A 19,288-nucleotide genomic window follows, 5' to 3' on the forward strand; every position below is an offset into this window, starting at 1 on the left:
CTGGGCACGGCAGGCGCACATCCCAACACTAGGCCGCAGAGGGCTTCCAGGGGCACCGGTCGGCGACGGTTGCCCGAATGCGCCCCAGCCACCCGTATGCATCTGGTATGCGCCGATCGGGTGGCCTTCCACCGCTACTCCTCGGCCTGAAGTGCCTTGTCGGAGGCGGCTTCCGGCCCTTCTTCGAGAAGAACGGTGAAGCCCTCCTCGTTCAGAACCGGCACCTTGAGCTGCATCGCCTTGTCGTGTTTCGACCCGGGGTTGTCTCCCACGACGACGAAGGACGTCTTCTTCGAGACCGAACCGGTCACTTTCGCTCCCCGGGTCTGCAGCGCCTCCTTCGCGCCGTCCCGGGTGTAGTGCTCCAGGGTGCCGGTCACCACGACCGTCAGTCCCGCCAGTGGACGCGGGCCCTCGTCCTCGCCGGACCCCTCGTCCTCCATGCGGACACCGGCCGCCCGCCACTTGCGGATGATCTCGCGGTGCCAGTCCTCGGCGAACCACTGCTTGAGGGAGGCGGCGATGATGCCGCCGACGCCCTCGGTGCCGGCCAACTCCTCCTCGGTTGCCTGCTCGATCCGGTCGATGGACCGGAACTCCCGGGCCAGCGCCTCGGCCGCGACCGGGCCGACGTGCCGGATGGACAGGCTGGTGAGGACCCGCGCGAGCGGGCGCTCCTTGGCCGCCTCGATGTTCGCCAGCATCGCGACGGCGTTCTTCCTCGGCTCACCCTCCTGGTTGGCGAAGACGGTGGCGATCTTCTCCTCGCCCGTCTTCGGGTCCCGCTTGGGCAGACCGCTGTCCTGGTCGAGGACGTACGCCTTGATGGGCAGCAACTGCTCGACGGTGAGGTCGAACAGGTCGCCCTCGTCCCTCAGCGGCGGATCCTTCGGTTCCAGCGGCCTGGTGAGCGCCGCCGCGGCGACATAGCCGAAGTGCTCGATGTCCAGCGCCTTGCGGCCCGCGAGATAGAACAGCCGCTCCCGCAACTGGGCAGGACAGGTTCGGGCGTTGGGGCAGCGCAGATCGACGTCACCCTCCTTCATCGCGCGCAGCGGCGTGCCGCACTCCGGGCACTCGCTCGGCATCACGAACTCACGCTCACTGCCGTCGCGCAGGTCGACGACCGGACCGAGGATCTCCGGGATGACGTCACCCGCCTTGCGCAGCACCACCGTGTCACCGATGAGGACGCCCTTGGCCTTGACCACGTCCTGGTTGTGCAGCGTGGCGAACTCCACCTCGGAACCGGCCACGGTGACCGGCTCGACCTGCGCGTAGGGCGTGACCCTGCCCGTACGGCCCACGCCCACGCGGATGTTGACCAGCTTGGTGTTGACCTCCTCGGGCGCGTACTTGTACGCGATGGCCCAGCGCGGAGCGCGCGAGGTGCTGCCGAGACGGCCCTGGAGCGGGATCTCGTCGAGCTTGACCACCACTCCGTCGATCTCGTGCGCCACGGAGTGCCGGTGCTCGCCGTAGTACGCGATGAACTCCCTCACGCCGGCGAGGCCGTCGACGACCCTGTTGTGCGGGGAGGTGGGCAGGCCCCAGGCCTTCAGCAGGTCGTACGCCTCGGAGAGGCGGGACAGACCGGTGAGACCCTCCAGGGCACCGATGCCGTGGACGACCATGTGCAGCGGGCGGCTGGCGGTGACGCGCGGGTCTTTCTGGCGCAGCGAACCGGCCGCCGCGTTGCGGGGGTTGGCGAAGGGCTTGTCACCGGCCTCCACCAGGCGGGCGTTGAGCCCCTGGAACTTCTCCATCGGGAAGAAGACCTCGCCGCGGATCTCCACGAGGTCGGGGACCTCGTCGCCCTTCAGGCGGTCCGGGATCTCGGCGATCGTCCGCACGTTGGGCGTGATGTCCTCGCCGGTGCGGCCGTCGCCCCGGGTCGCCGCGCGGACCAGGCGCCCGTGCTCGTAGGTGAGGTTCACGGCGAGGCCGTCGACCTTCAGCTCGCACAGCAAGTGGAACTCCTGCTCGCCCAGTTCGCGGTGGATGCGCTCGGCCCAGGCGGCGAGGTCGTCGTCGTTGAAGGTGTTGTCGAGGGAGAGCATGCGGGAGCGGTGCGCGACGGACGTGAACTCCGTCGCGTACGCCCCGGCGACCTTCTGGGTCGGGGAGTCGGGGGTGCGCAGCTCCGGGTACTCCTCCTCCAGTGCCTCCAGTTCGCGCAGCAGCCGGTCGAACTCGGCGTCGCTGACGACGGGCGCGTCGTTCACGTAGTACCGGAAGCGGTGCTCCTCGATCTGCTCAGCGAGCTTGGCGTGCTGCTCCCGTGCCTCGGCCGGCACGCTCGTCGTCTCCGCCTGCTTGTCACCCGCCACCGTGTGTCCTCCCGTTACTCTGGGTTGTCCGCGAGGGATCTCGCCGCCCGGACGCAGTGCGCGTAGGCCGTGCGCGTGTACTCCGGGGAGGCCCCGGCGAGTCCGCACGCCGGAGTGACCGTGACCGCCTCCGGGAGAAGGCCCGGCCGCAGCCCCAGCCTGCGCCACAGCGTTCTGACACCCATGACGCTACCGGCAGGGTCTGACAACGGGCCGTCCGTGCCCGGCACGACACCGGTGAACAGCCGGGTGCCGCTCTCGACCGCCTCCCCGATCGTGTCGTCGTCACGCTCGGTGAGAAGCGAGAAGTCGAAGGAGATCGCCTGCGCGCCCGCCCGGCGCAGCAGGGCGAACGGCACGTCCGGCGCGCACGAGTGGACCACGACGGGCCCGCCGCCGTGCACCCCGATGACGTCCCGGAGCGCGGCCTCGACCAGCTGCCGGTCCACCGCGCGGTGGGTGCGGTAGCCGCTGGCGCTGCGCACCCGGCCGCGCAGGACGTCGGTGAGGGACGGCTCGTCGAGCTGGAGGACGAGCCGCGCGCCGGGCACGCGACGCCGCATCTCGTCGAGGTGCAGACGCAGTCCCTCGGCGAGCGAGGCGGTGAGGTCACGGCAGGCGCCGGGGTCGGAGAGGGCGGCCTCGCCGTTCCTCAGCTCCAGCTGGGCGGCGAGCGTCCACGGGCCCACGGCCTGCACCTTCAGCGTGCCCTCGTACCCCTGGGTGAACTCCTCCAGCGCGTCGAGGTCCTCGCCGAGCCAGGAGCGGGCCCGCTTGGTGTCCCGCCCCGGTCGGTCCCCGATCCGCCAGCCGCTGGGCTCCACGCGCGCGTACAGCTCGACGAGCATCCCGGCGGTCCGTCCGATCATGTCCGCGCCGGGCCCCCGGGCGGGCAGTTCGGGCAGGAACGGAAAGTCCTCGAAGCTTCCGGTGACGGTCCTGACGGCCTCGCGGGGGTCCCCACCCGGCATCGACCCGACCCCGGTCGCGGCCCCGAACCTGAACTGGCTGTTATCGCTCACCGGAGAAGCGTACGGAACGGTCCGGGGATCCGGCGTCCCGGCCCGTACGCCCACCGGCCCGTACCCGTGAGGTCAGCGTCCCGGCCGTACCGTCAGATCGTTGATCTCCGCGTCCCTGGGCAGGTCGAGGGCCATGAGGATGGTCGTGGCGACCGACTCGGGGTCGATCCACCTGCCGGGGTCGTAGTCCTTGCCCTCCTGCTGGTGGACCTTGGCCTGCATGGGGCTGGCGGTGCGGCCGGGGTAGACCGAGGTGACGCGGACGCCGTTGCCGTGCTCCTCGTGGCGCAGCGAGTCGGCGAGGGCCTTCAGGCCGTGCTTGGAGGCCGCGTAGGCGGACCACTGGGCGTGGGCGCTCAGCCCGGCGCCGGAGTTGACGAAGACCACGTGGCCGCGGCTCGCGCGGAGCTGGGGCAGGAAGAGGCGGGTGAGCTCGGCGGGGGCGACGAGGTTGACGTCGAGCTGGTGCCGCCAGGTCTTCGGCGTCAGCTCGCCGACCAGGCCGAGGTCGACGACGCCGGCGATGTGCAGCAGGGAGTCCACCCGGTCCGGGAGCGACTGGTGGGAGAAGGCCCAGCTGAGCCTGCCGGGGTCCGCCAGGTCACCGACGAGGGTCCGCGCCCCGGGGAACGCGGCCGCCAGCTCCTTCGCCCGCCCCGCCTCACGCGCGTGCAGCACGAGTTCGTCCCCGCGCGCGTGCAGCCTGCGGGCGACGGCCGCGCCGATGCCGGAGCCCGCTCCGGTGATCACATGTGTAGCCATGCCGCCATGCTCGCATCACGCACGGTCAGGGCCTGGCTCGGGTTCTCCCCTGGAGGAGGGAGCGGCGTTCGGTGCGTGCTCTCGGTGTGCCGGCCGTCCTCCGACGTGGCGGAGCGACGTCGGAGGACGGCCGGCGCGGCAAGTGGGGCCCCTGCTCGGAGGGCTTGGGGGAGCGTGCCGGGCGTCGCGACGCCACGGGAGAACCCGAGCCAGGCTCTAGATGCCCTGGCTCTCCTCCAGGAACGCCATCGCCCCGACGGGCTCCTCCGCGAAGAACACCAGGTCGGTGAGGGCGCGGGGCAGGAAGCCCTCGGCCTCCATCCGCCGGAACTGCGTCTTGAGACCGTCGTAGAAGCCCGCGGTGTTCAGCAGGACCACCGGCTTGTCCGTGTGTCCGTGCTTCTTCAGCTCCAGGATCTCGGTCGCCTCGTCCAGCGTGCCGGTACCGCCCACCATGATCACGACCGCGTCGGCCTTGTCGAGGAGCAGGCGCTTGCGCTCCGCCAGGTCGGGGGCGATCACCATCTCGTCGGCACCCCGGCGTGCCTTCGCCGCCAGGAACTCCACGGAGACACCGAGGAGCCGCCCGCCCGCCTCCTGCACCCCGTCGGCGACGACTTTCATCAGGCCGACGTCGGAGCCGCCCCACACCAGGGTGTGGCCGCCCTTGCCGAGCAGCCGGGCGAACTCCCGCGCGGGGCCCGTGTAGCGCTCGTCCAGGTCGGCCGCGGAGAGGAAGACACAGATGTTCACGGGCTCACAGTACGGGCCCGGTCGGACAGCGCGGTGAGCCGCATCCTGGACTGCCGGTGCGGCAGCTCCTCCCAGTCGTCCATGAACCGCGCCGACAGGCCGTGCTCGGCGGCCAGTCCGGCGAGCGTCTCGGTCCGGTAGTAGAAGTCCTCGTGCAGTACGTGGTGTTCCTCGCCCTCCGTGCGGCCGAACGTGAAGTCGAAGAACCCGCCCGGGGCGAGCACCCGGCCGACATGCGCGAAGCACTCCTCGATGACGTGCCGGGGCGAGTGGGAGAAGACACTGTGCGCGTGCACGACGTCGAAGTGCCCCTCGGGCAGGAAGGCGAAGGTCAGATCATCGGCGAGTGCCAGATGGGGCAGCTTCGCCTGGAGCCCCTCGCGCACCACGGTGTCCTGCGCGGCCAGCAGGATGTGCGGCGAGATGTCGATGCCGTAGTAGTGACCGGTTTCGAGGTGGTCGATGAAGAGGCGCCCGGCGCGCAGGTTGCCACAGCCGATCTCCAGCATCCGGTGGTGCGGGCTCAGCCCGTGCCCGACCAGGTAGTCGAACTGCATCCGGCCGATGCGGGCCCACTGTTCCCTCGAGGGGTTGTGCCCCACCGCCGCCTCCGCGCTGCGGGCCGCGTCGGAGGCCATCACGGCCCGGTAGTAGGAGATGTGGTCGCGGTACCGCAGCCGCAGCCAGGCGTCACGCAGCAGACGCCGGGCGTGGCGGGGGACGCGCCGCGGATGCCGCACCGCGTAGCGGACCTGGTGGGCGAGGGTACTGCGGTTGCGAACGGTGTCCGCGGCTCCCATGGTGCCTCCTGGGGGAAGAACTCGGCTTCAGCGTGCGCTGTATCCGTCGACCCGGCTACCCGAGGAGCGTGGCCCGTGACCAGAGGACACCGCATCACCGTCGAGCGGAGCGACCGGCACGTGCGCGTGGTGCACGGCGGGGAGGTGCTGGCCGAAAGCGACCGGGCGCTGGTGCTGCGCGAGACGGGCTGTCCCGCGCGATATTACATCCCGCCCGAGGACGCACGGCTCGACCTGCTGGCCCCGTCCGACACCCACACCCACTGCCCCTTCAAGGGCACCGCGTCCTACTGGTCGCGCCCGGACGCACCCGATCTCGTCTGGGCGTACCCGGACCCGAAGCCGGACGTCGCCGGCATCAAGGACCACCTGTGCTTCTACGAGGTGGAAGTCCAATAGGCCAAGAGGAGGGGAAGTCCGATGATCGGATAGAAGGGTTGCGATCGTCGGACGCGCCGCCCGCCTCACCGACGATCGCGCCGCGGTGCGGCAGTCTCGACAACCATGGACAAGAACATCCTTTCGCGGGACGGCACCCCCATCGCCCACGAGAGCGCCGGACGGGGTTCCGTGGTCGTCCTCGTCAGCGGCGCGATGTCGACGGGCGCCACGGTGGCGCCGCTCGCCGCGCCGCTGTCGGAGCGGTTCCGGGTCGTCGTCTACGACCGCCGGGGGCGCGGCGCGAGCGGGGACACCCGGCCGTACGCGGTGGAACGCGAGGTGGAGGACCTGGCGGCGCTGATCGAGGCGATGGGCGGGGGGCGTCGCTGTACGGCGTCTCCTCGGGCGGCGCGCTGGCGCTGCGCGCGGCGGCGAGCGGGCTGCCGGTGCGGCATGTCGCCGTGTACGAGACGCCGTACGCGATGTCCGAGGACGACCTGCGCGAGCGCGCTCAGTACACCGAACGCCTGACGCAAGCACTCGCCGAGGGGCGCCGCGGGGACGCCGTGGAGCTCTTCCTCCGTCTCACCGGGCTGAGCGAGGCGGTGATCCAGGGCGCCCGGCAGTCCCCCCTGTGGGCCGGTATGGAGTCGATGGCGCCGAGCCTCGCCTACGACGACGCGGTCATGGGCGACGGCGGCGTCCCCGTGGAACTGCTGGCGTCGATCCCCGTGCCGGTGCTGTCCCTCGCGGGCGACGCGAGCCCGGCCTGGATGCGCGAGGCCGCCCGGGCCATCGCGGACGCCGTCCCCCGGGGCACCTGCCGCACTCTGGCCGGCCAGACCCACATGGTGGAGCCGGACGTCCTGGCCCCGGTACTGGCGGACTTCTTCTCGCGGTGAGGGCACGAACGGGGCCGGGTCGCTCGGCCTCGGTTCTCCGCCACGCCGTGTGACGGACCAGGCAGACGGGCACCCTTCCGTCAGGCGCCGAGCACGGGCAGAACCAGACGCTCTCGCCGCTCACCCCGAACACCGCCCTCCCCTGGCCCGCATCCGCCCCAGTCGTCGGCCAGCAGATCGAGGATCAGCAGTCCCCGGCCCGCTCCGCGTCCGGCCCGCCCGGCACCGACGGCACGGGGAACTCGGGACAGGTGTCCGTCGCGCTGCCCGCCCGGTCGGCGAGCTCCCCCAGCCTGTGCGTGGCGGTGGCCTCATCGCGTGCGGGGGCGTGTACGGGCGGGAACAGCGTGGCCGCGGGGCCTGGTGTGTCGGTATCGTCCGGTCTTCCGACCAGCCGTTTCCGCGGCTCTCGAGGTGCGGGGAGCGAGACCGATGACCGTCCGACGGGCGACGGGCGACCCTGTGGCGCCCGACGGGCCCGAAGGAGCTGGAGCTGGTTCGGGAGCTGAACTGGCGTGCCTGACCGCCCCGCCTGCCCGAGCAGCCGGTCTTCTGTCCGGTCCTCCACGAGGACTACGCGATCAGGATCGCCAGGGACTGGAACGTGAAGCACGACGGTGCCGGCTTCGTCACCCGCTTCGAGGTCGAGTCGGAGTTCCTCGCCCGGTATCCCGTGCAGCAGGCAGGTGGGCGGACCATCCTCGAACTGTGGGTTCCGGCCGAGGAACTGGACGAGTCCAACGCCCACATCGTCGGTGAGATCCAACTGGTCCACGAATTTGCCGCACAACCGCAGAGCCACTGACGGGGCGGAGAAGCCATGACGGGCGGGGGCACGCATGGGCAGCCGCCGTGGCGACCGTCCTGCTGGACGCGGGACGGCCCTTCCCGAAGAGTGTGAGCATTCCGGGCCTCACTGTCACTTCGGCGCTCATTCGAGCGCCGAAGTGACAGTCGCCCGCCAACTGCTCACGGTTTTCGACAAGCTCACCGCGCCGGCCCCGTCGGACTCCTCGGGGTCAGACCGTCGTGGGTGTTTTCGTCGCGCGGGACGTCGTGGCGATGGTGGCGGAGCCGACCACGCGGGTGCCCGCGTAGAGGACGACGGCCTGGCCGGGGGCCACGCCCCGGACCGGCTCCTTGAAGGAGACCTCCAGGGTGCCGTCGGTCAGTTCGGCGGTGACCTCGGTCTCGTCACCGTGGGCGCGGAGCTGGGCGGTGTAGGTGCCGGGGCCGGTCGGGGCGGTGCCGCACCAGCGGGGGTTGATCGCGGTGAGGGCGTCGACGTCGAGGGCGTCCGCGGGGCCGACGGTGACCGTGTTGGTCACCGGGGAGATGTCGAGGACGTAGCGGGGCTTGCCGTCGGGGGCGGGAGTGCCGATCCGCAGGCCCTTGCGCTGGCCGATGGTGAAGCCGTAGGCGCCCTCGTGCGTGCCGACCTTGCTGCCGGACTCGTCGACGATGTCACCTTCGGCCCTGCCCAGCCGGTTCGCGAGGAAGCCCTGGGTGTCGCCGTCGGCGATGAAGCAGATGTCGTGGGAGTCGGGCTTCTTGGCGACCGCGAGTCCGCGCCGCTCGGCCTCCGCGCGGATCTCCTCCTTGGTGGTGACCGTGTCGCCGAGCGGGAACATCGCGTGGGCGAGCTGCCGGTCGTCCAGCACGCCCAGCACGTACGACTGGTCCTTGGCCATGTCCGAGGCGCGGTGCAGCTCTCGCGTGCCGTCGGACAGGGTGACCACGCGCGCGTAGTGGCCGGTGGCCACGGCGTCGAAGCCGAGGGCCAGGGCCTTGTCCAGCAGTGCGGCGAACTTGATCTTCTCGTTGCAGCGCAGGCACGGGTTGGGGGTGCGGCCCGCCTCGTACTCGGCGACGAAGTCCTCCACCACGTCCTCACGGAAGCGGTCGGCGAGGTCCCACACGTAGAACGGGATGCCGATGACGTCGGCGGCGCGGCGGGCGTCACGCGAGTCCTCGATGGTGCAACAGCCCCGCGCGCCCGTGCGGAAGGATTGGGGATTCGCGGAGAGCGCGAGGTGGACGCCGGTCACGTCGTGTCCCGCTTCGGCGGCACGGGCGGCGGCCACGGCGGAGTCGACTCCGCCGGACATGGCGGCCAGTACCCGGAGGGGGCGGGAGCGGGAGGGCTGCGGGATTTCAGTCATAACCCCTCCAGGGTACGGGGCACGGGAACCGGAGCCACCGGATATCCGTTGTTGCCGGCATGGGGAAAGAAGAGCTTCCAAGGACGGCGATCGGCGCATCGGGCGGCGTGCCCTGATCGTCGGCGGGGTGGCGGCCGCCGCGGGCACCGCCGTGCTGGCGCGGGGCGAGTTGGGCCGCCTGTGGTGGCGTGTGCCCGGGATCGAGAAGCCGCGCGCGCAGGGCGTGGTCGACTTCTCGGGCGCCCGCTGGGTCGCGGCCTCGGACGCCAACTGGCGGCGCGCGGACCGGCCCGACGACTACGGCATCGACATGGTGATCGTCCATGTCACCCAGGGCAGCTTCGACGGCGCGGTGCGGGCGTTCCAGGACCCCGAGCACCGGGCCGCCACGCACTACATCGTCGGACAGGACGGGCGCGTCACACAGATGATCCGCGAGCTCGACGTGGCGTACCACGCGGGCAACCGCGACTACAACGAGCGCAGCATCGGCATCGAGCACGAAGGGTTCGTGGACCGGCCGCAGGACCTCACGGACGAGATGTACGAGGCCTCGGCCCGGCTCACGGCCCGGATCTGCGCGCGCTACGACATACCCGTCGACCGGAAGCACATCCTCGGCCACATCGAGGTACCGGGGACGGATCACACCGACCCGGGCCCGCACTGGGACTGGGACCGCTACATGAAGCTCGTACGTCAGGCGCGCACGGCGACGGCCTGACCTCTCCATTCGAAAAACCGGACAAAAATCTCAATCCACCCTCTTCCATTCAGCGATGGACGTTTTATCATAGGAATAGGCCTACGGGACGAGTGAGGGAGTTCGACCGGAGTAGCCGACTTCAGCGCGAAGCTTCGGCTTCCGCTGGTGCCGACGTCGACGGTCGGGCTGAGAGGCCGGAAGGTCTGAGGACCGGAAGGCGACCCCTAGTCACCTGATCCGGGTCATACCGGCGAAGGGAACCCGTCTCGTAGGTCGTCGTCGTGCCCGGGGGAAGTCAGGACAGCCCCGCCGCCCGGGCCCGTTCCACCGCCGGGCCGATGGCCTTGGCCAGGGCTTCGACGTCGGCCCGGGTGGAGGTGTGGCCGAGGGAGAAGCGGAGGGTGCCGCGGGCCAGGTCCGGGTCGGTGCCGGTGGCCAGGAGGACGTGGCTGGGCTGGGCGATGCCCGCCGTGCAGGCGGAGCCGGTGGAGCACTCGATGCCCTGGGCGTCGAGCAGGAGCAGCAGGGAGTCGCCCTCGCAGCCGGGGAACGTGAAGTGGGCGTTGGCCGGAAGCCGCCCCCCGGGAGAGGGGTCGCCGCCGAGGACGGCGTCCGGGACGGCCTCGCGGACCGCGGCGACCAGGTCGTCGCGGAGGGCGCCGATCTCGCGGGCGAACCGTTCCCGCCGCTCGGCGGCCAGGCCGGCGACCGCGAAGGAGGCGACCGCGGGCACGTCGAGCGTGCCGGAGCGCACGTGGCGTTCCTGACCGCCGCCGTGCAGCACCGGCACGGGTGTGTGCTCGCGGCCCAGGACCAGCGCCCCGATGCCGTACGGGCCGCCGATCTTGTGGCCGGACACGGTCATCGCGGCGAGCCCCGAGGAGGCGAAGTCCACGGGCACCTGGCCGAAGGCCTGAACCGCGTCGGAGTGCAGCGGAACACCGAACTCGGCAGTGGTCTCGGCGAGTTCGCGGACCGGCAGCAGCGTCCCGATCTCGTTGTTCGCCCACATCACGGTGGCCAGCGCCACGTCGTCGGGGTTGCGGGCGATCGCCTCGCGCAGCGCGTCCGGGTGGACCCGGCCGTAGGAGTCGACCGGCAGGTACTCGACGGTGGCGTCCTCGTGCTCGCCGAGCCAGTGCACGGCGTCGAGGACGGCGTGGTGCTCGACGGGGCTCGCGAGCACGCGGGTGCGGGCCGGCTCCGCGGCGCGGCGGGCCCAGTACAGGCCCTTCACCGCGAGGTTGTCGGCCTCGGTCCCGCCGGAGGTGAGGACCACCTCGCTGGGGCGGGCGCCGAGGGCTTCGGCGAGGGTTTCGCGGGCCTCCTCGACGGTCCGGCGGGCACGCCGGCCGGCCGCGTGCAGGGAGGAGGCGTTGCCGGTGACGCTCAGGTGCGCGGTGAGTGCCTCGACTGCCTCGGGAAGCATCGGGGTGGTCGCGGCGTGGTCGAGGTATGCCATGGTGAGGCCGATTCTACGGGCCTTGTCCGGCGGACCCGGGGCGCGGTCGGCCGGGAAACGACGCCGGTGCGAGCACTCCGGCTCAGAAGCTCCCCGAGAGGGTGCCGTCCCCCTGCATGGCGGACGGCCTACAGGTCGGCGACCGTGCGGGGTGGTGACGGCGGGCGTACGGAAACACATCGAGCCCGCCGCCCCGCCACCACGGCACAGGGCCCCTCAGGACAGCCGTACGCGGGCCAGCTGGCGGGACTGGGCCACCAGCCGGTCCGCGGTGTCCCAGACCTCGGCGTCCTCCTCCAGGAAGCCGCCGGCGAGGTTGCGGGTGGTGATCGACACCCGCAGCGGGCCGGGCGCCGGACGGGAGCGGACGTGCGCCGTCAGCTCGACCGTGGGGACCCAGCCGGTGAGCCCGATCTCGAAGGCGGTGGGCGGCAGCGCGTCCACGGCGAGCAGCAGGGAGAACGGATCGGGGTCCCGGCCGTCGGCGAGCCCGAACCAGGCCCGCATCTCCCCCTTGCCGGAGGGCTGTCCGAGGGCCCAGCCGAGGGTCGACGGGTCGAGCTTGAGCATCAGCCGCTCGGTGATGGCGGAGCTGCCGTCGACGGGGGTCGGACCGTCCTCGGGGCCGAAGCACTGCTCCATGGGCGGTATCACGGGCGGCCGGGCCGCCGTACGGACGTCCTCGGGGAGGGTGTCCAGGTCGCCGTAGGAGGCCAGCACGCGGATGCGTTCGACCTCGCGGCCCTGGTCGTCGTACTGGAAGAGGGACGCCTGCCCGGTCGACAGGGTGCGCCCGGTGCGTACGGTCTCGGTGCGGACGACCGCCGGGCCGGGCTGGGAGGCGGTCAGGTAGTGCGCGGAGATGGTGAACGGGTCCGAGTGCGGCAGGGCGTCGGCGAGGGCGCGGCCCAGGACGGCCAGCAGGTAGCCGCCGTTGACGGCGCTGATGATCGTCCAGCCGGCGGAGAGGTCGGCGTCGTAGACGCCCGGCGCGCGGAGCGTCACCGCGGTGTCGCGGTCGAACTCGCTGTCACCGACGGTGGCCCGGGTTGCGGCCTGGGCGAAGGCTGCTTCTGACATGGATGAAGAGTACAAGAAGTAATTACTAAGCGGTAGCTTTGCCGGGTGCCGTACCCACTCCCGGGCGCCCCGCCCTACTCCTCCTCTCGGGCTGTCGAGCGCCGCTGCCACGCGCGGGGCGCCCGCCAGTGGTACCGCAGCGCCAACAGCCGCAGCGTGAACGCGGTGATCACGGCGAAGGTGCTGGTGAACGCGTTCAGCGTGTCGAAGCGGATACACAGCGCCACCATCGTCGCGCCGACCATCGCCGGTACCGCGTAGAGATCACGGTCCCAGCGCAGCAGCGAGGGCACCTCGTTGGCGAGCACGTCCCGCACCACGCCGCCGCCCACCGCGGTGGCCAGGCCGAGGCAGGCGGAGGCGGTCAGGCCGAGCCCGTAGTCGTACGCCTTGGCGGTGCCGACGACGCAGAACAGACCGAGCCCGGCGGCGTCGAAGAAGTTGACGGCGTTCTGGATGCGCTCCACGTGCGGGTGCAGGAAGAACACCAGCACCACGGCGAGCAGCGGGGTGACGAAGTACCCCAGGTCCGTGAAGGCGGCGGGCGGCACGGCGCCGATGACCACATCGCGGAAGAGTCCGCCACCGAGGGCGGTGACCTCCGCGAGAACCGCGATGCCGAAGACATCGAGGTTCCTGCGAACGGCCAGCAGGGCACCCGAGATCGCGAAGACGAAGATGCCGACCAGGTCGAGCGCGTGCAGGAGGGACGGGCTGAAGAGTTGCTGGAGCACCCTTATATTCTTACTCAGCAAGAACCCCTCGCCTTACAAACCAAGGCGAGGGGTTCCATGAACACCGACGGACACGCGGCAGAGGGCTAAACGGCCTTCTCCGCCGCGCCCTTCTTCTCCGCGGGGGCCTCCGGCTCCTCCGCGGACACCTTCTCCACGGACTCCGGCTCGGCCTTCTCCGTCAAGGTCTCGGGCTTCTCCGGCGCGCTCTCCTCCACCGGCTCCCCGGACTGCTCCGGCGCCGTCACGTCACCGGAGCCCACGGACGGCGGGGCGTCCTCGACGCCCTCGCGGGTCGCCGACACCACCTCTCCCCGGCTCCGCTTCAGCGTCCCGGCCGCGATCTCGGCGGTGTAGTGGCAGGCCACCCGGTGACCGCCGCCGACGTCCTTCAGCTCCGGCCGTTCGGTCGCGCACCGCTCGGCCTGGGCCCAGGGGCAGCGGGTGTGGAAGCGGCAGCCGCTGGGCGGGTTCGCCGGGGAGGGCAGGTCGCCGGTGAGCAGGATGCGCTCGCGGCGGTCCTCCACCTCCGGGTCCGGCACCGGCACCGCCGACATCAGGGCCTTGGTGTACGGATGCTTGGGCTCCGCGTACAGCGTGTCGCTCGGTGCCTCCTCGACCAGCGAGCCCAGGTACATCACGCCGATCACGTCGGAGATGTGCCGGACCACCGCGAGGTCGTGGGCGATGACCAGGTAGGTCAGGCCGAGTTCCTCCTGGAGCTCCTCCAGCAGGTTGACGACCTGGGCCTGGATCGACACGTCGAGCGCGGAGACCGGCTCATCGCAGATGATCACGTCCGGTTCGAGGACGAGGGCGCGGGCGATGCCGATGCGCTGGCGCTGACCGCCGGAGAACTCGTGCGGGTAGCGGGCGAGCGCGTTGGAGGGCAGGCCGACCCGTTCCAGGATCGCCTTGATCTTCTCCCGGCGCTCCTCCTGGTTCTTGCCGATGCCGTGGGCGACCATGCCCTCGGACAGGATCGACTCGATGTTCTGCCGCGGGTTGAGCGAGCCCAGCGGGTCCTGGAAGACCATCTGGAGACGGCGCCGGAAGCGGCGCATCTCCTCGCCCGGCAGCTTCGCCAGGTCGGTGCCGTCGAGGACGACCGAGCCCTCGGTGATGTCCACCAGCCGCAGCACCGACCGCCCGAGGGTGGTCTTGCCGCAGCCGGACTCGCCGACCAGGCCGTAGGTCTCGCCGGCCTCGACCTTCAGGGACACCCCGTCCACGGCGTAGACGTGGCCGACCGTACGGTCGAACAGCACGCCCTTCTTGATGGGGAAGTGGACCTTGACGCCGTCCAGTTCGAGCAGGCTCATGCGGGGACCTCCTCGGCCTTCGCGTCGTCGAGCACGGGGTTGACGCACCGCGCCTGGTGACCGGCGGCGCGCGGCTCGGTGAGTTGCGGGGTGCCGGTCAGGCAGCCCATCTCGTACCGGTCGCAGCGGGGCGCGAAGGCGCAGCCGTCGGCCCAGGCGATGCGGTCGTTGATGGAGCCGCGGATGGGCTTGAGGGACTCGCCCCGGGGAGCGTCCAGGCGCGGGATGGAACCCAGCAGGCCGTGCGCGTAGGGGTGGGTGGGGTGGGCGAACAGCTCGCGGCGCCCGGCGGACTCCACGACCTTGCCCGCGTAGAGCACGTTGACCTGGTCGCAGAGGCCGGCGACCACGCCGAGGTCGTGGGTGATCATCAGCAGGGCGGTGCCCTCCTGGTCCACGAGTTCCTTGAGCAGTTCCAGGATCTGCGCCTGGATCGTCACGTCGAGGGCCGTGGTGGGCTCGTCGGCGATGAGCATGCGCGGGGCGCAGGCCACCGCCATGGCGATCAGCGCGCGCTGGCGCATACCGCCGGAGAGCTGGTGCGGGTACTCCTTGAGCCGCCGGGTCGGGTCGGGGATGCCGACCCGGTCCAGCAGGTGGGCGGCCTCCTTGCGGGCGGCCTCGCCCTTGAGTCCGCGGTGGCGCTCCAGGATCTCGGTGACCTGCACGCCGACCGGCACGACCGGGTTGAGCGAGGACAGCGGATCCTGGAAGATCATCGCCATTTCGCTGCCGCGCAGGTTGCGGCGGGCGGACGGGTTCATGGTGAACAGGTCCGTGCCGTCGAATACGGCGCGGCCGCCGACCTCGAGGCCCTTGTCCGGGAGCAGGCCCATCAGGGCCAGGGAAGTGACGGACTTTCCGCAGCCGGACTCGCCGACCAGGCCCACGACCTGGCCCTGGTCGACCTCGAAGGAGACGCCGTCGACCGCCCGGGACTCCTTGCGGCCGCGGCCGCCGAAGGTGACGGTCAGTTCGTCGACAGTGAGCAGAGACATGGTGGTTCAGCCCCTCAGCTTCGGGTCGAGGGCTTCCCGCATGGCCTCGCCGAGGAGGGTGAAGCCGAGGGCGGTGATGATGATGCCGACGGCGGGGTAGACCGCCATCATCGGCGCGTTGTCGAAGAAGCGCTGCGCCTGGGCGAGCATGACGCCCCACTCGGGGATCGCCGGGTCGGGGTTGCCCAGGCCCAGGTAGGACAGGGCGGCCGCCTCGATGATCGCGGTGGCCAGGGAGAGCGTGGCCTGCACGATCACCGGGCTGAGCGAATTGGGGATGATCTGCGAGAGGACGATGCGCCGCTTGCGCACGCCCAGGGACTTGGCCGCGAGCACGTAGTCCGCGCCGCCCTGCGCCAGCATGGAGCCGCGCAGCAGCCGGGCGAACACCGGTATTTGGACCACACCCACGGCGATCATCACGGTGGTCAGCGACTGGCCCATGACGGCCGCGATGGACACGGCCAGCAGCAGCGAGGGCATCGCCAGCATCATGTCGATGAAGCGCATGATGACGGAGTCGATGCGCTTTCCGGCGTCGCCGCCGAGGGTGGCGGCCGCTCCGGAGACGCCGCCGATCAGGAAGCCGACGGTCAGACCGATGAGCGTGGCGACGACGCCGACGAGCAGCGTCTGGCGGGCGCCGACCAGCATGCGGGAGAACATGTCCCGGCCGAGGTTGTCCAGCCCGAACCAGTTCCCGCCGCGCGGGCCGACGAACTCGCCCCGGTTGGGGAAGACTTCGCCGCGCCAGGTCTGGGCGGTCGGGGCGTACGGCGCGAGGTAGGGCCCGACGATCGCAAGGGCGACGAACAGGGCGATGACGATCGCGCCGATGATCGCCATCTTGCTGTGCTTGAGACGGCGGAAGGCCTCCCGCCACAGGCTGGCGCCGGTGCTGGTCTCCTTGGTAGCGGTCAGTTCCGCGAGGCGCTGGATCTTCTCGGTCTTGGTGGCGACGCTCACGTCAGTGCACCCGCACTCTCGGGTCGATGAGGCTGTACGCCACGTCCACCAGCAGGTTGATCAGGACGTACACCATCGCGATGAACATGATGAACCCGACGAGCACGGGGTAGTCGCGGCCGTCGATCGCGGTCCGGATGAAGGAACCGATGCCGCCGAAGGAGAACACGGACTCGGTGAGGACGGCGCCGGACAGCAGGGAGCCCGTGAGCAGGCCGACGGCGGTCACCACGGGGAGCATCGCGTTGCGCAGCACGTGCCGGCCGCGGACGACACTCCGCTTGAGGCCCTTGGCCTCGGCGGTGCGGACGTAGTCCTCGTCCTGCACCTCGAGGACGCTGGCGCGGGTCATGCGCACGATGACCGCGAGCGGGATGGAGGACAGGGCGATGGAGGGCAGGATCAGATGCATGAACGCGTCCCAGGAGGCGTCGAGCTCCCCGGTGAGGATGCCGTCCAGGACGGCGAAGCCGGTCACGCTCGTGGCGTCGATCCCGGTGGTCAGGCGTCCGTAGCTCGGGAAGATCCCGAGCTCGACGGCGAAGATGCCCTTGAGGATCAGGGCCAGGAAGAAGACCGGGATGCAGATGCCGATGAGCGAGCCGGAGACCGCGGTGACATCGAGCCAGCCGCCGCGGTTGCGGGCCGCGAAGTAGCCCAGCGGAACGCCGACGGCCACGGCGATCAGAATGGCGAGGAGGGACAGTTCCACGGTCGCGGGAAAACGCAGCACGAACTCGTCCCACACCGGCTGTCCGGTCTGGGTGGAGGTGCCCAGGTCGAGCTCGACGATGCGCTTGAGGAAGCGCCAGTACTGGACGTGGACGGGCTGGTCCAGCCCGAGCGCACGGTTGATGCGCGCCACTTCGGCCTCGGTGGCCTTTTCCCCAGGATCGCTGAGGCGGGTCCGCCGGGCAGCCGGTCGAGCCACAGGAAGAGCAGAACCGACAGGCCGAGCAGCGTGGGTATGAGCTGGAGCAGTCTTCGTACGACGAGACGCAGCACCCCGCATGCCCCTTTCTTGCGTGATGTCTTACATGAATGGCCCCGCCCGGCCGCCGAGTTGCGACGGCCGGGCGGACCCCCCGTTTTTCGTTTCCTGTTACTTACTCGCTTACTTGAACGAGGCCTCGGAGAAGACTTCCTGCGTCAGCGGGGAGACGTTCGGCGGGTTCACGTTCTTGGCGAAGGCGATGGCCGGCGGGGAGGACGAGATCGGGACACCCGGAAGGTAGTCCATGACGACCTCGTTGGCCTTCTTGTACGCGGCGATGCGCTCGTCGTGGTTGCCGAGCTCCGAGCCGGCGTTCACGGCGTCGAAGACCTTCTTGTCCTTGAAGCCCCACTGCTTGTCGTACCCGGCGAACCAGGTGCCGATGAAGTTGTAGCCGTCGTTGAAGTCACCGGTCCAGCCGAGCATGTGCAGGTCGCAGGAGCCCGACTCGGTGGCGTCCAGGTAGTCCGGGGCCCACTTCATCGCCTTGGGCGTGACGGTGATGCCGGACTTCTCCAGGTCGGCCTTCATCAGCTCGAACAGGTCCTGCGGGGCAGGCATGTACGGGCGGGTGACCTCGGTCGGGTAGCAGAACTTGACCTTGAGCTTCTCCTGGCCGGCCTTCTTGAGGAGCTTCTTGGCCTCGGCCGGGTCGTACGGGTACTGCTTGACGTCCTTGGAGTAGCCCTCGACCGTGTCGGGCATGAACTGGTCGGCGACCTTGCCGCCCTCGGGCAGCTGGGTCTTGACCAGGTTCTCCTTGTCGATCGACTGCGCGATCGCCTGGCGGACTTCCTTCTTCTTGAGGGCCGGGTTCGCCTCCTGGCTCATGCCCACGTAGAAGAGGTTGAAGACGCCACGGGTCGGGACGACGTAGCCCTGGTCCTCGAGGGTCTTGACGTCGGCCGGCGCGACGAGGTCGTAGCCGTCGATGTCACCGGCCTGGAGCGCCTGGCGGCGGCCCTCTTCGGTGTCGATGGTGCGGAAGACCAGGTTCTTGACCTTCGCCTTGTCGCCCCAGTAGTTGTCGAAGCGCTCGAGGGAAACTTCCTTGTTGCCCTTGTTCCACTTCTTGATCTCGTACGGGCCGGTACCGGCGACCGTGCCGGCCTCCTGGCTGTACTTGGGGTACGTGATGGCGTCGCCCTTGGCGGACGCGTCCTGCTTCTTGTACTCCTCGATGGCCTTCGGCGAGTGGATCGCCAGGGCGTTGAGGGAGAAGCCGCCGGGGAGGTTGGCGGAGGGCTTCTTGACCTCGATGACGGCGGTGTTCTCGTCCTTCGCGGTGCAGGACTTGTAGTTCGCCTCGGGCGTCTCCTTGTCCTCGTTCTTCGCGAAGCCGCCCATGATGGTCTGCCAGTAATAGGAGACCGCGCTGGACTGGTAGGTGCCCGTCCAGTTGAACCAGTGGTCGTAGTTGGCGCAGACGGCCTCGGCGTTGAACGCCTCGCCGTCGTGGAACTTCACGCCCTTGCGGAGGTTGAAGGTCCAGACGGTGCCCTCGTCGTTGCTCGACCACTTCTCGGCGAGGCCGCCGACGAGCTCACTGCCGCCGGACTCGTGCTCGAGAAGGGCCTCGAACGCCTGCCGCGTCACGCGGAAGGTTTCACCGTCGCTCGCAAGGGCAGGGTCCAGGGAGCCAGGGTCACCGGCACCGGCGAAGACGAAGGTGTCCTTGTCGCCGTCGCTCTTGTTGTCACTGTCCCGGTCGCTGGAGCAGCCCGTGGCGATCAGAGCGACCGCCACCGCGGCCGTGATCGCCCGAGCCGCTCGGGACTTGGATATGCGCATATTGGGGCCACTCCGGGTCCGCTATGTGGATGCATCTTGACCGGCCGAACACTACAGATGTTCACAGCGAGTCGAGAACAGTCCGGATACCGGTGATACCTACCTGAGATCTGAACAGTTGAC

General features: G+C 70.3%; 15 protein-coding genes, 3 pseudogenes and 1 riboswitch. Of the genes and pseudogenes, 4 read left to right on the forward strand and 14 right to left on the reverse strand.

Annotated elements, in window-relative coordinates:
• Positions 1-134 precede the first annotated feature (134 nt).
• The 5 genes from ligA to WJ438_RS12930 form a co-directional block, all read right to left on the reverse strand.
• Entirely contained in the window at positions 135-2,330 is a 2,196-nt protein-coding gene (gene ligA, locus WJ438_RS12910) for an NAD-dependent DNA ligase LigA (protein ID WP_406725370.1), read from the reverse strand.
• Between the two features lie 14 nt (positions 2,331-2,344).
• Positions 2,345-3,352 (reverse strand): methionine synthase, encoded by a 1,008-nt coding sequence (locus WJ438_RS12915; RefSeq protein ID WP_406725371.1) that lies wholly within the window; start codon positions 3,350-3,352, stop codon positions 2,345-2,347.
• A gap of 72 nt (positions 3,353-3,424) precedes the next feature.
• Positions 3,425-4,114 carry an SDR family oxidoreductase gene (locus WJ438_RS12920; RefSeq protein WP_406725372.1) on the reverse strand — a complete coding sequence of 230 codons (690 nt, stop codon included), beginning with the start codon at positions 4,112-4,114 and terminating at the stop codon, positions 3,425-3,427.
• 216 nt (positions 4,115-4,330) lie between these two features.
• The gene (locus WJ438_RS12925; RefSeq protein ID WP_406725373.1) at positions 4,331-4,867 is read right to left on the reverse strand and encodes a TIGR00730 family Rossman fold protein; all 537 of its coding nucleotides are present in this window, start codon (positions 4,865-4,867) and stop codon (positions 4,331-4,333) included.
• The gene (locus tag WJ438_RS12930) at positions 4,864-5,667 is read right to left on the reverse strand and encodes a class I SAM-dependent methyltransferase (RefSeq protein ID WP_406725374.1); all 804 of its coding nucleotides are present in this window, start codon (positions 5,665-5,667) and stop codon (positions 4,864-4,866) included. Before WJ438_RS12930 ends, WJ438_RS12925 begins: the two co-directional genes overlap by 4 nt.
• Before the next feature lie 75 nt (positions 5,668-5,742).
• Between WJ438_RS12930 and WJ438_RS12935 the strand changes: the two genes are divergently transcribed.
• The 3 genes and pseudogenes from WJ438_RS12935 to WJ438_RS12945 all read left to right on the forward strand — a co-directional run bounded on the left by WJ438_RS12935 (position 5,743) and on the right by WJ438_RS12945 (position 7,755).
• Positions 5,743-6,066: a DUF427 domain-containing protein gene (locus WJ438_RS12935; protein ID WP_406725375.1), complete on the forward strand. Its 324-nt coding sequence runs from the start codon at positions 5,743-5,745 to the stop codon at positions 6,064-6,066.
• Positions 6,067-6,171: 105 nt separating this feature from the next.
• A pseudogene (locus WJ438_RS12940) lies at positions 6,172-6,950 on the forward strand (alpha/beta fold hydrolase).
• Positions 6,951-7,382: 432 nt separating this feature from the next.
• Positions 7,383-7,755, forward strand: a pseudogene (locus WJ438_RS12945) (hypothetical protein).
• A 214-nt stretch (positions 7,756-7,969) separates the two neighbouring features.
• Here the strand turns inward: WJ438_RS12945 and mnmA are convergent.
• On the reverse strand, positions 7,970-9,112 hold the full coding sequence (mnmA, locus tag WJ438_RS12950; RefSeq protein ID WP_406725376.1) for a tRNA 2-thiouridine(34) synthase MnmA: 1,143 nt from the start codon (positions 9,110-9,112) through the stop codon (positions 7,970-7,972).
• A gap of 43 nt (positions 9,113-9,155) precedes the next feature.
• Here mnmA and WJ438_RS12955 point away from each other — a divergent pair, with 43 nt between their 5' ends.
• Positions 9,156-9,836, forward strand: coding sequence for an N-acetylmuramoyl-L-alanine amidase (locus tag WJ438_RS12955; RefSeq protein ID WP_406729668.1), 681 nt, complete (start codon positions 9,156-9,158; stop codon positions 9,834-9,836).
• Positions 9,837-9,920: 84 nt separating this feature from the next.
• Positions 9,921-10,094: riboswitch (TPP riboswitch) on the forward strand.
• Positions 10,095-10,113: 19 nt separating this feature from the next.
• Here the strand turns inward: WJ438_RS12955 and WJ438_RS12960 are convergent.
• From WJ438_RS12960 to WJ438_RS12995, 8 genes and pseudogenes are all read right to left on the reverse strand, one after another.
• On the reverse strand, positions 10,114-11,280 hold the full coding sequence (locus tag WJ438_RS12960) for a cysteine desulfurase family protein (RefSeq protein ID WP_406725377.1): 1,167 nt from the start codon (positions 11,278-11,280) through the stop codon (positions 10,114-10,116).
• Positions 11,281-11,496: 216 nt separating this feature from the next.
• Positions 11,497-12,360 carry a thioesterase family protein gene (locus tag WJ438_RS12965; protein ID WP_406725378.1) on the reverse strand — a complete coding sequence of 288 codons (864 nt, stop codon included), beginning with the start codon at positions 12,358-12,360 and terminating at the stop codon, positions 11,497-11,499.
• A 74-nt stretch (positions 12,361-12,434) separates the two neighbouring features.
• Positions 12,435-13,094, reverse strand: coding sequence for a trimeric intracellular cation channel family protein (locus WJ438_RS12970; protein ID WP_406725379.1), 660 nt, complete (start codon positions 13,092-13,094; stop codon positions 12,435-12,437).
• 86 nt (positions 13,095-13,180) lie between these two features.
• On the reverse strand, positions 13,181-14,416 hold the full coding sequence (locus WJ438_RS12975) for an ABC transporter ATP-binding protein (protein ID WP_406725380.1): 1,236 nt from the start codon (positions 14,414-14,416) through the stop codon (positions 13,181-13,183).
• Positions 14,413-15,414 carry an ABC transporter ATP-binding protein gene (locus tag WJ438_RS12980; RefSeq protein ID WP_406725381.1) on the reverse strand — a complete coding sequence of 334 codons (1,002 nt, stop codon included), beginning with the start codon at positions 15,412-15,414 and terminating at the stop codon, positions 14,413-14,415. The genes WJ438_RS12975 and WJ438_RS12980 overlap by 4 nt, the downstream gene beginning before the upstream one ends.
• 6 nt (positions 15,415-15,420) lie before the next feature.
• Positions 15,421-16,380 (reverse strand): ABC transporter permease, encoded by a 960-nt coding sequence (locus WJ438_RS12985; protein WP_406725382.1) that lies wholly within the window; start codon positions 16,378-16,380, stop codon positions 15,421-15,423.
• Position 16,381: 1 nt separating this feature from the next.
• Positions 16,382-17,385: pseudogene (locus tag WJ438_RS12990) on the reverse strand (ABC transporter permease).
• Positions 17,386-17,494: 109 nt separating this feature from the next.
• Positions 17,495-19,165, reverse strand: a complete 1,671-nt coding sequence (locus tag WJ438_RS12995; RefSeq protein ID WP_406725383.1) for an ABC transporter substrate-binding protein — start codon at positions 19,163-19,165, stop codon at positions 17,495-17,497.
• Positions 19,166-19,288 lie beyond the last annotated feature (123 nt).

The sequence above is a fragment of the Streptomyces sp. GD-15H genome (genome assembly GCF_045291515.1).
Lineage (GTDB): Bacteria > Actinomycetota > Actinomycetes > Streptomycetales > Streptomycetaceae > Streptomyces.

Excerpts from the sequence above, each read along its gene's own strand:
- WJ438_RS12920 (WP_406725372.1), bottom strand. The coding sequence starts at position 4,114 with ATGGCTACACATGTGATCACCGGAGCGGGCTCCGGCATCGGCGCGGCC.
- WJ438_RS12930 (WP_406725374.1), bottom strand. The coding sequence starts at position 5,667 with ATGGGAGCCGCGGACACCGTTCGCAACCGCAGTACCCTCGCCCACCAG.
- mnmA (WP_406725376.1), bottom strand. The coding sequence starts at position 9,112 with ATGACTGAAATCCCGCAGCCCTCCCGCTCCCGCCCCCTCCGGGTACTG.
- WJ438_RS12960 (WP_406725377.1), bottom strand. The coding sequence starts at position 11,280 with ATGGCATACCTCGACCACGCCGCGACCACCCCGATGCTTCCCGAGGCA.
- WJ438_RS12965 (WP_406725378.1), bottom strand. The coding sequence starts at position 12,360 with ATGTCAGAAGCAGCCTTCGCCCAGGCCGCAACCCGGGCCACCGTCGGT.
- WJ438_RS12975 (WP_406725380.1), bottom strand. The coding sequence starts at position 14,416 with ATGAGCCTGCTCGAACTGGACGGCGTCAAGGTCCACTTCCCCATCAAG.
- WJ438_RS12980 (WP_406725381.1), bottom strand. The coding sequence starts at position 15,414 with ATGTCTCTGCTCACTGTCGACGAACTGACCGTCACCTTCGGCGGCCGC.
- WJ438_RS12995 (WP_406725383.1), bottom strand. The coding sequence starts at position 19,165 with ATGCGCATATCCAAGTCCCGAGCGGCTCGGGCGATCACGGCCGCGGTG.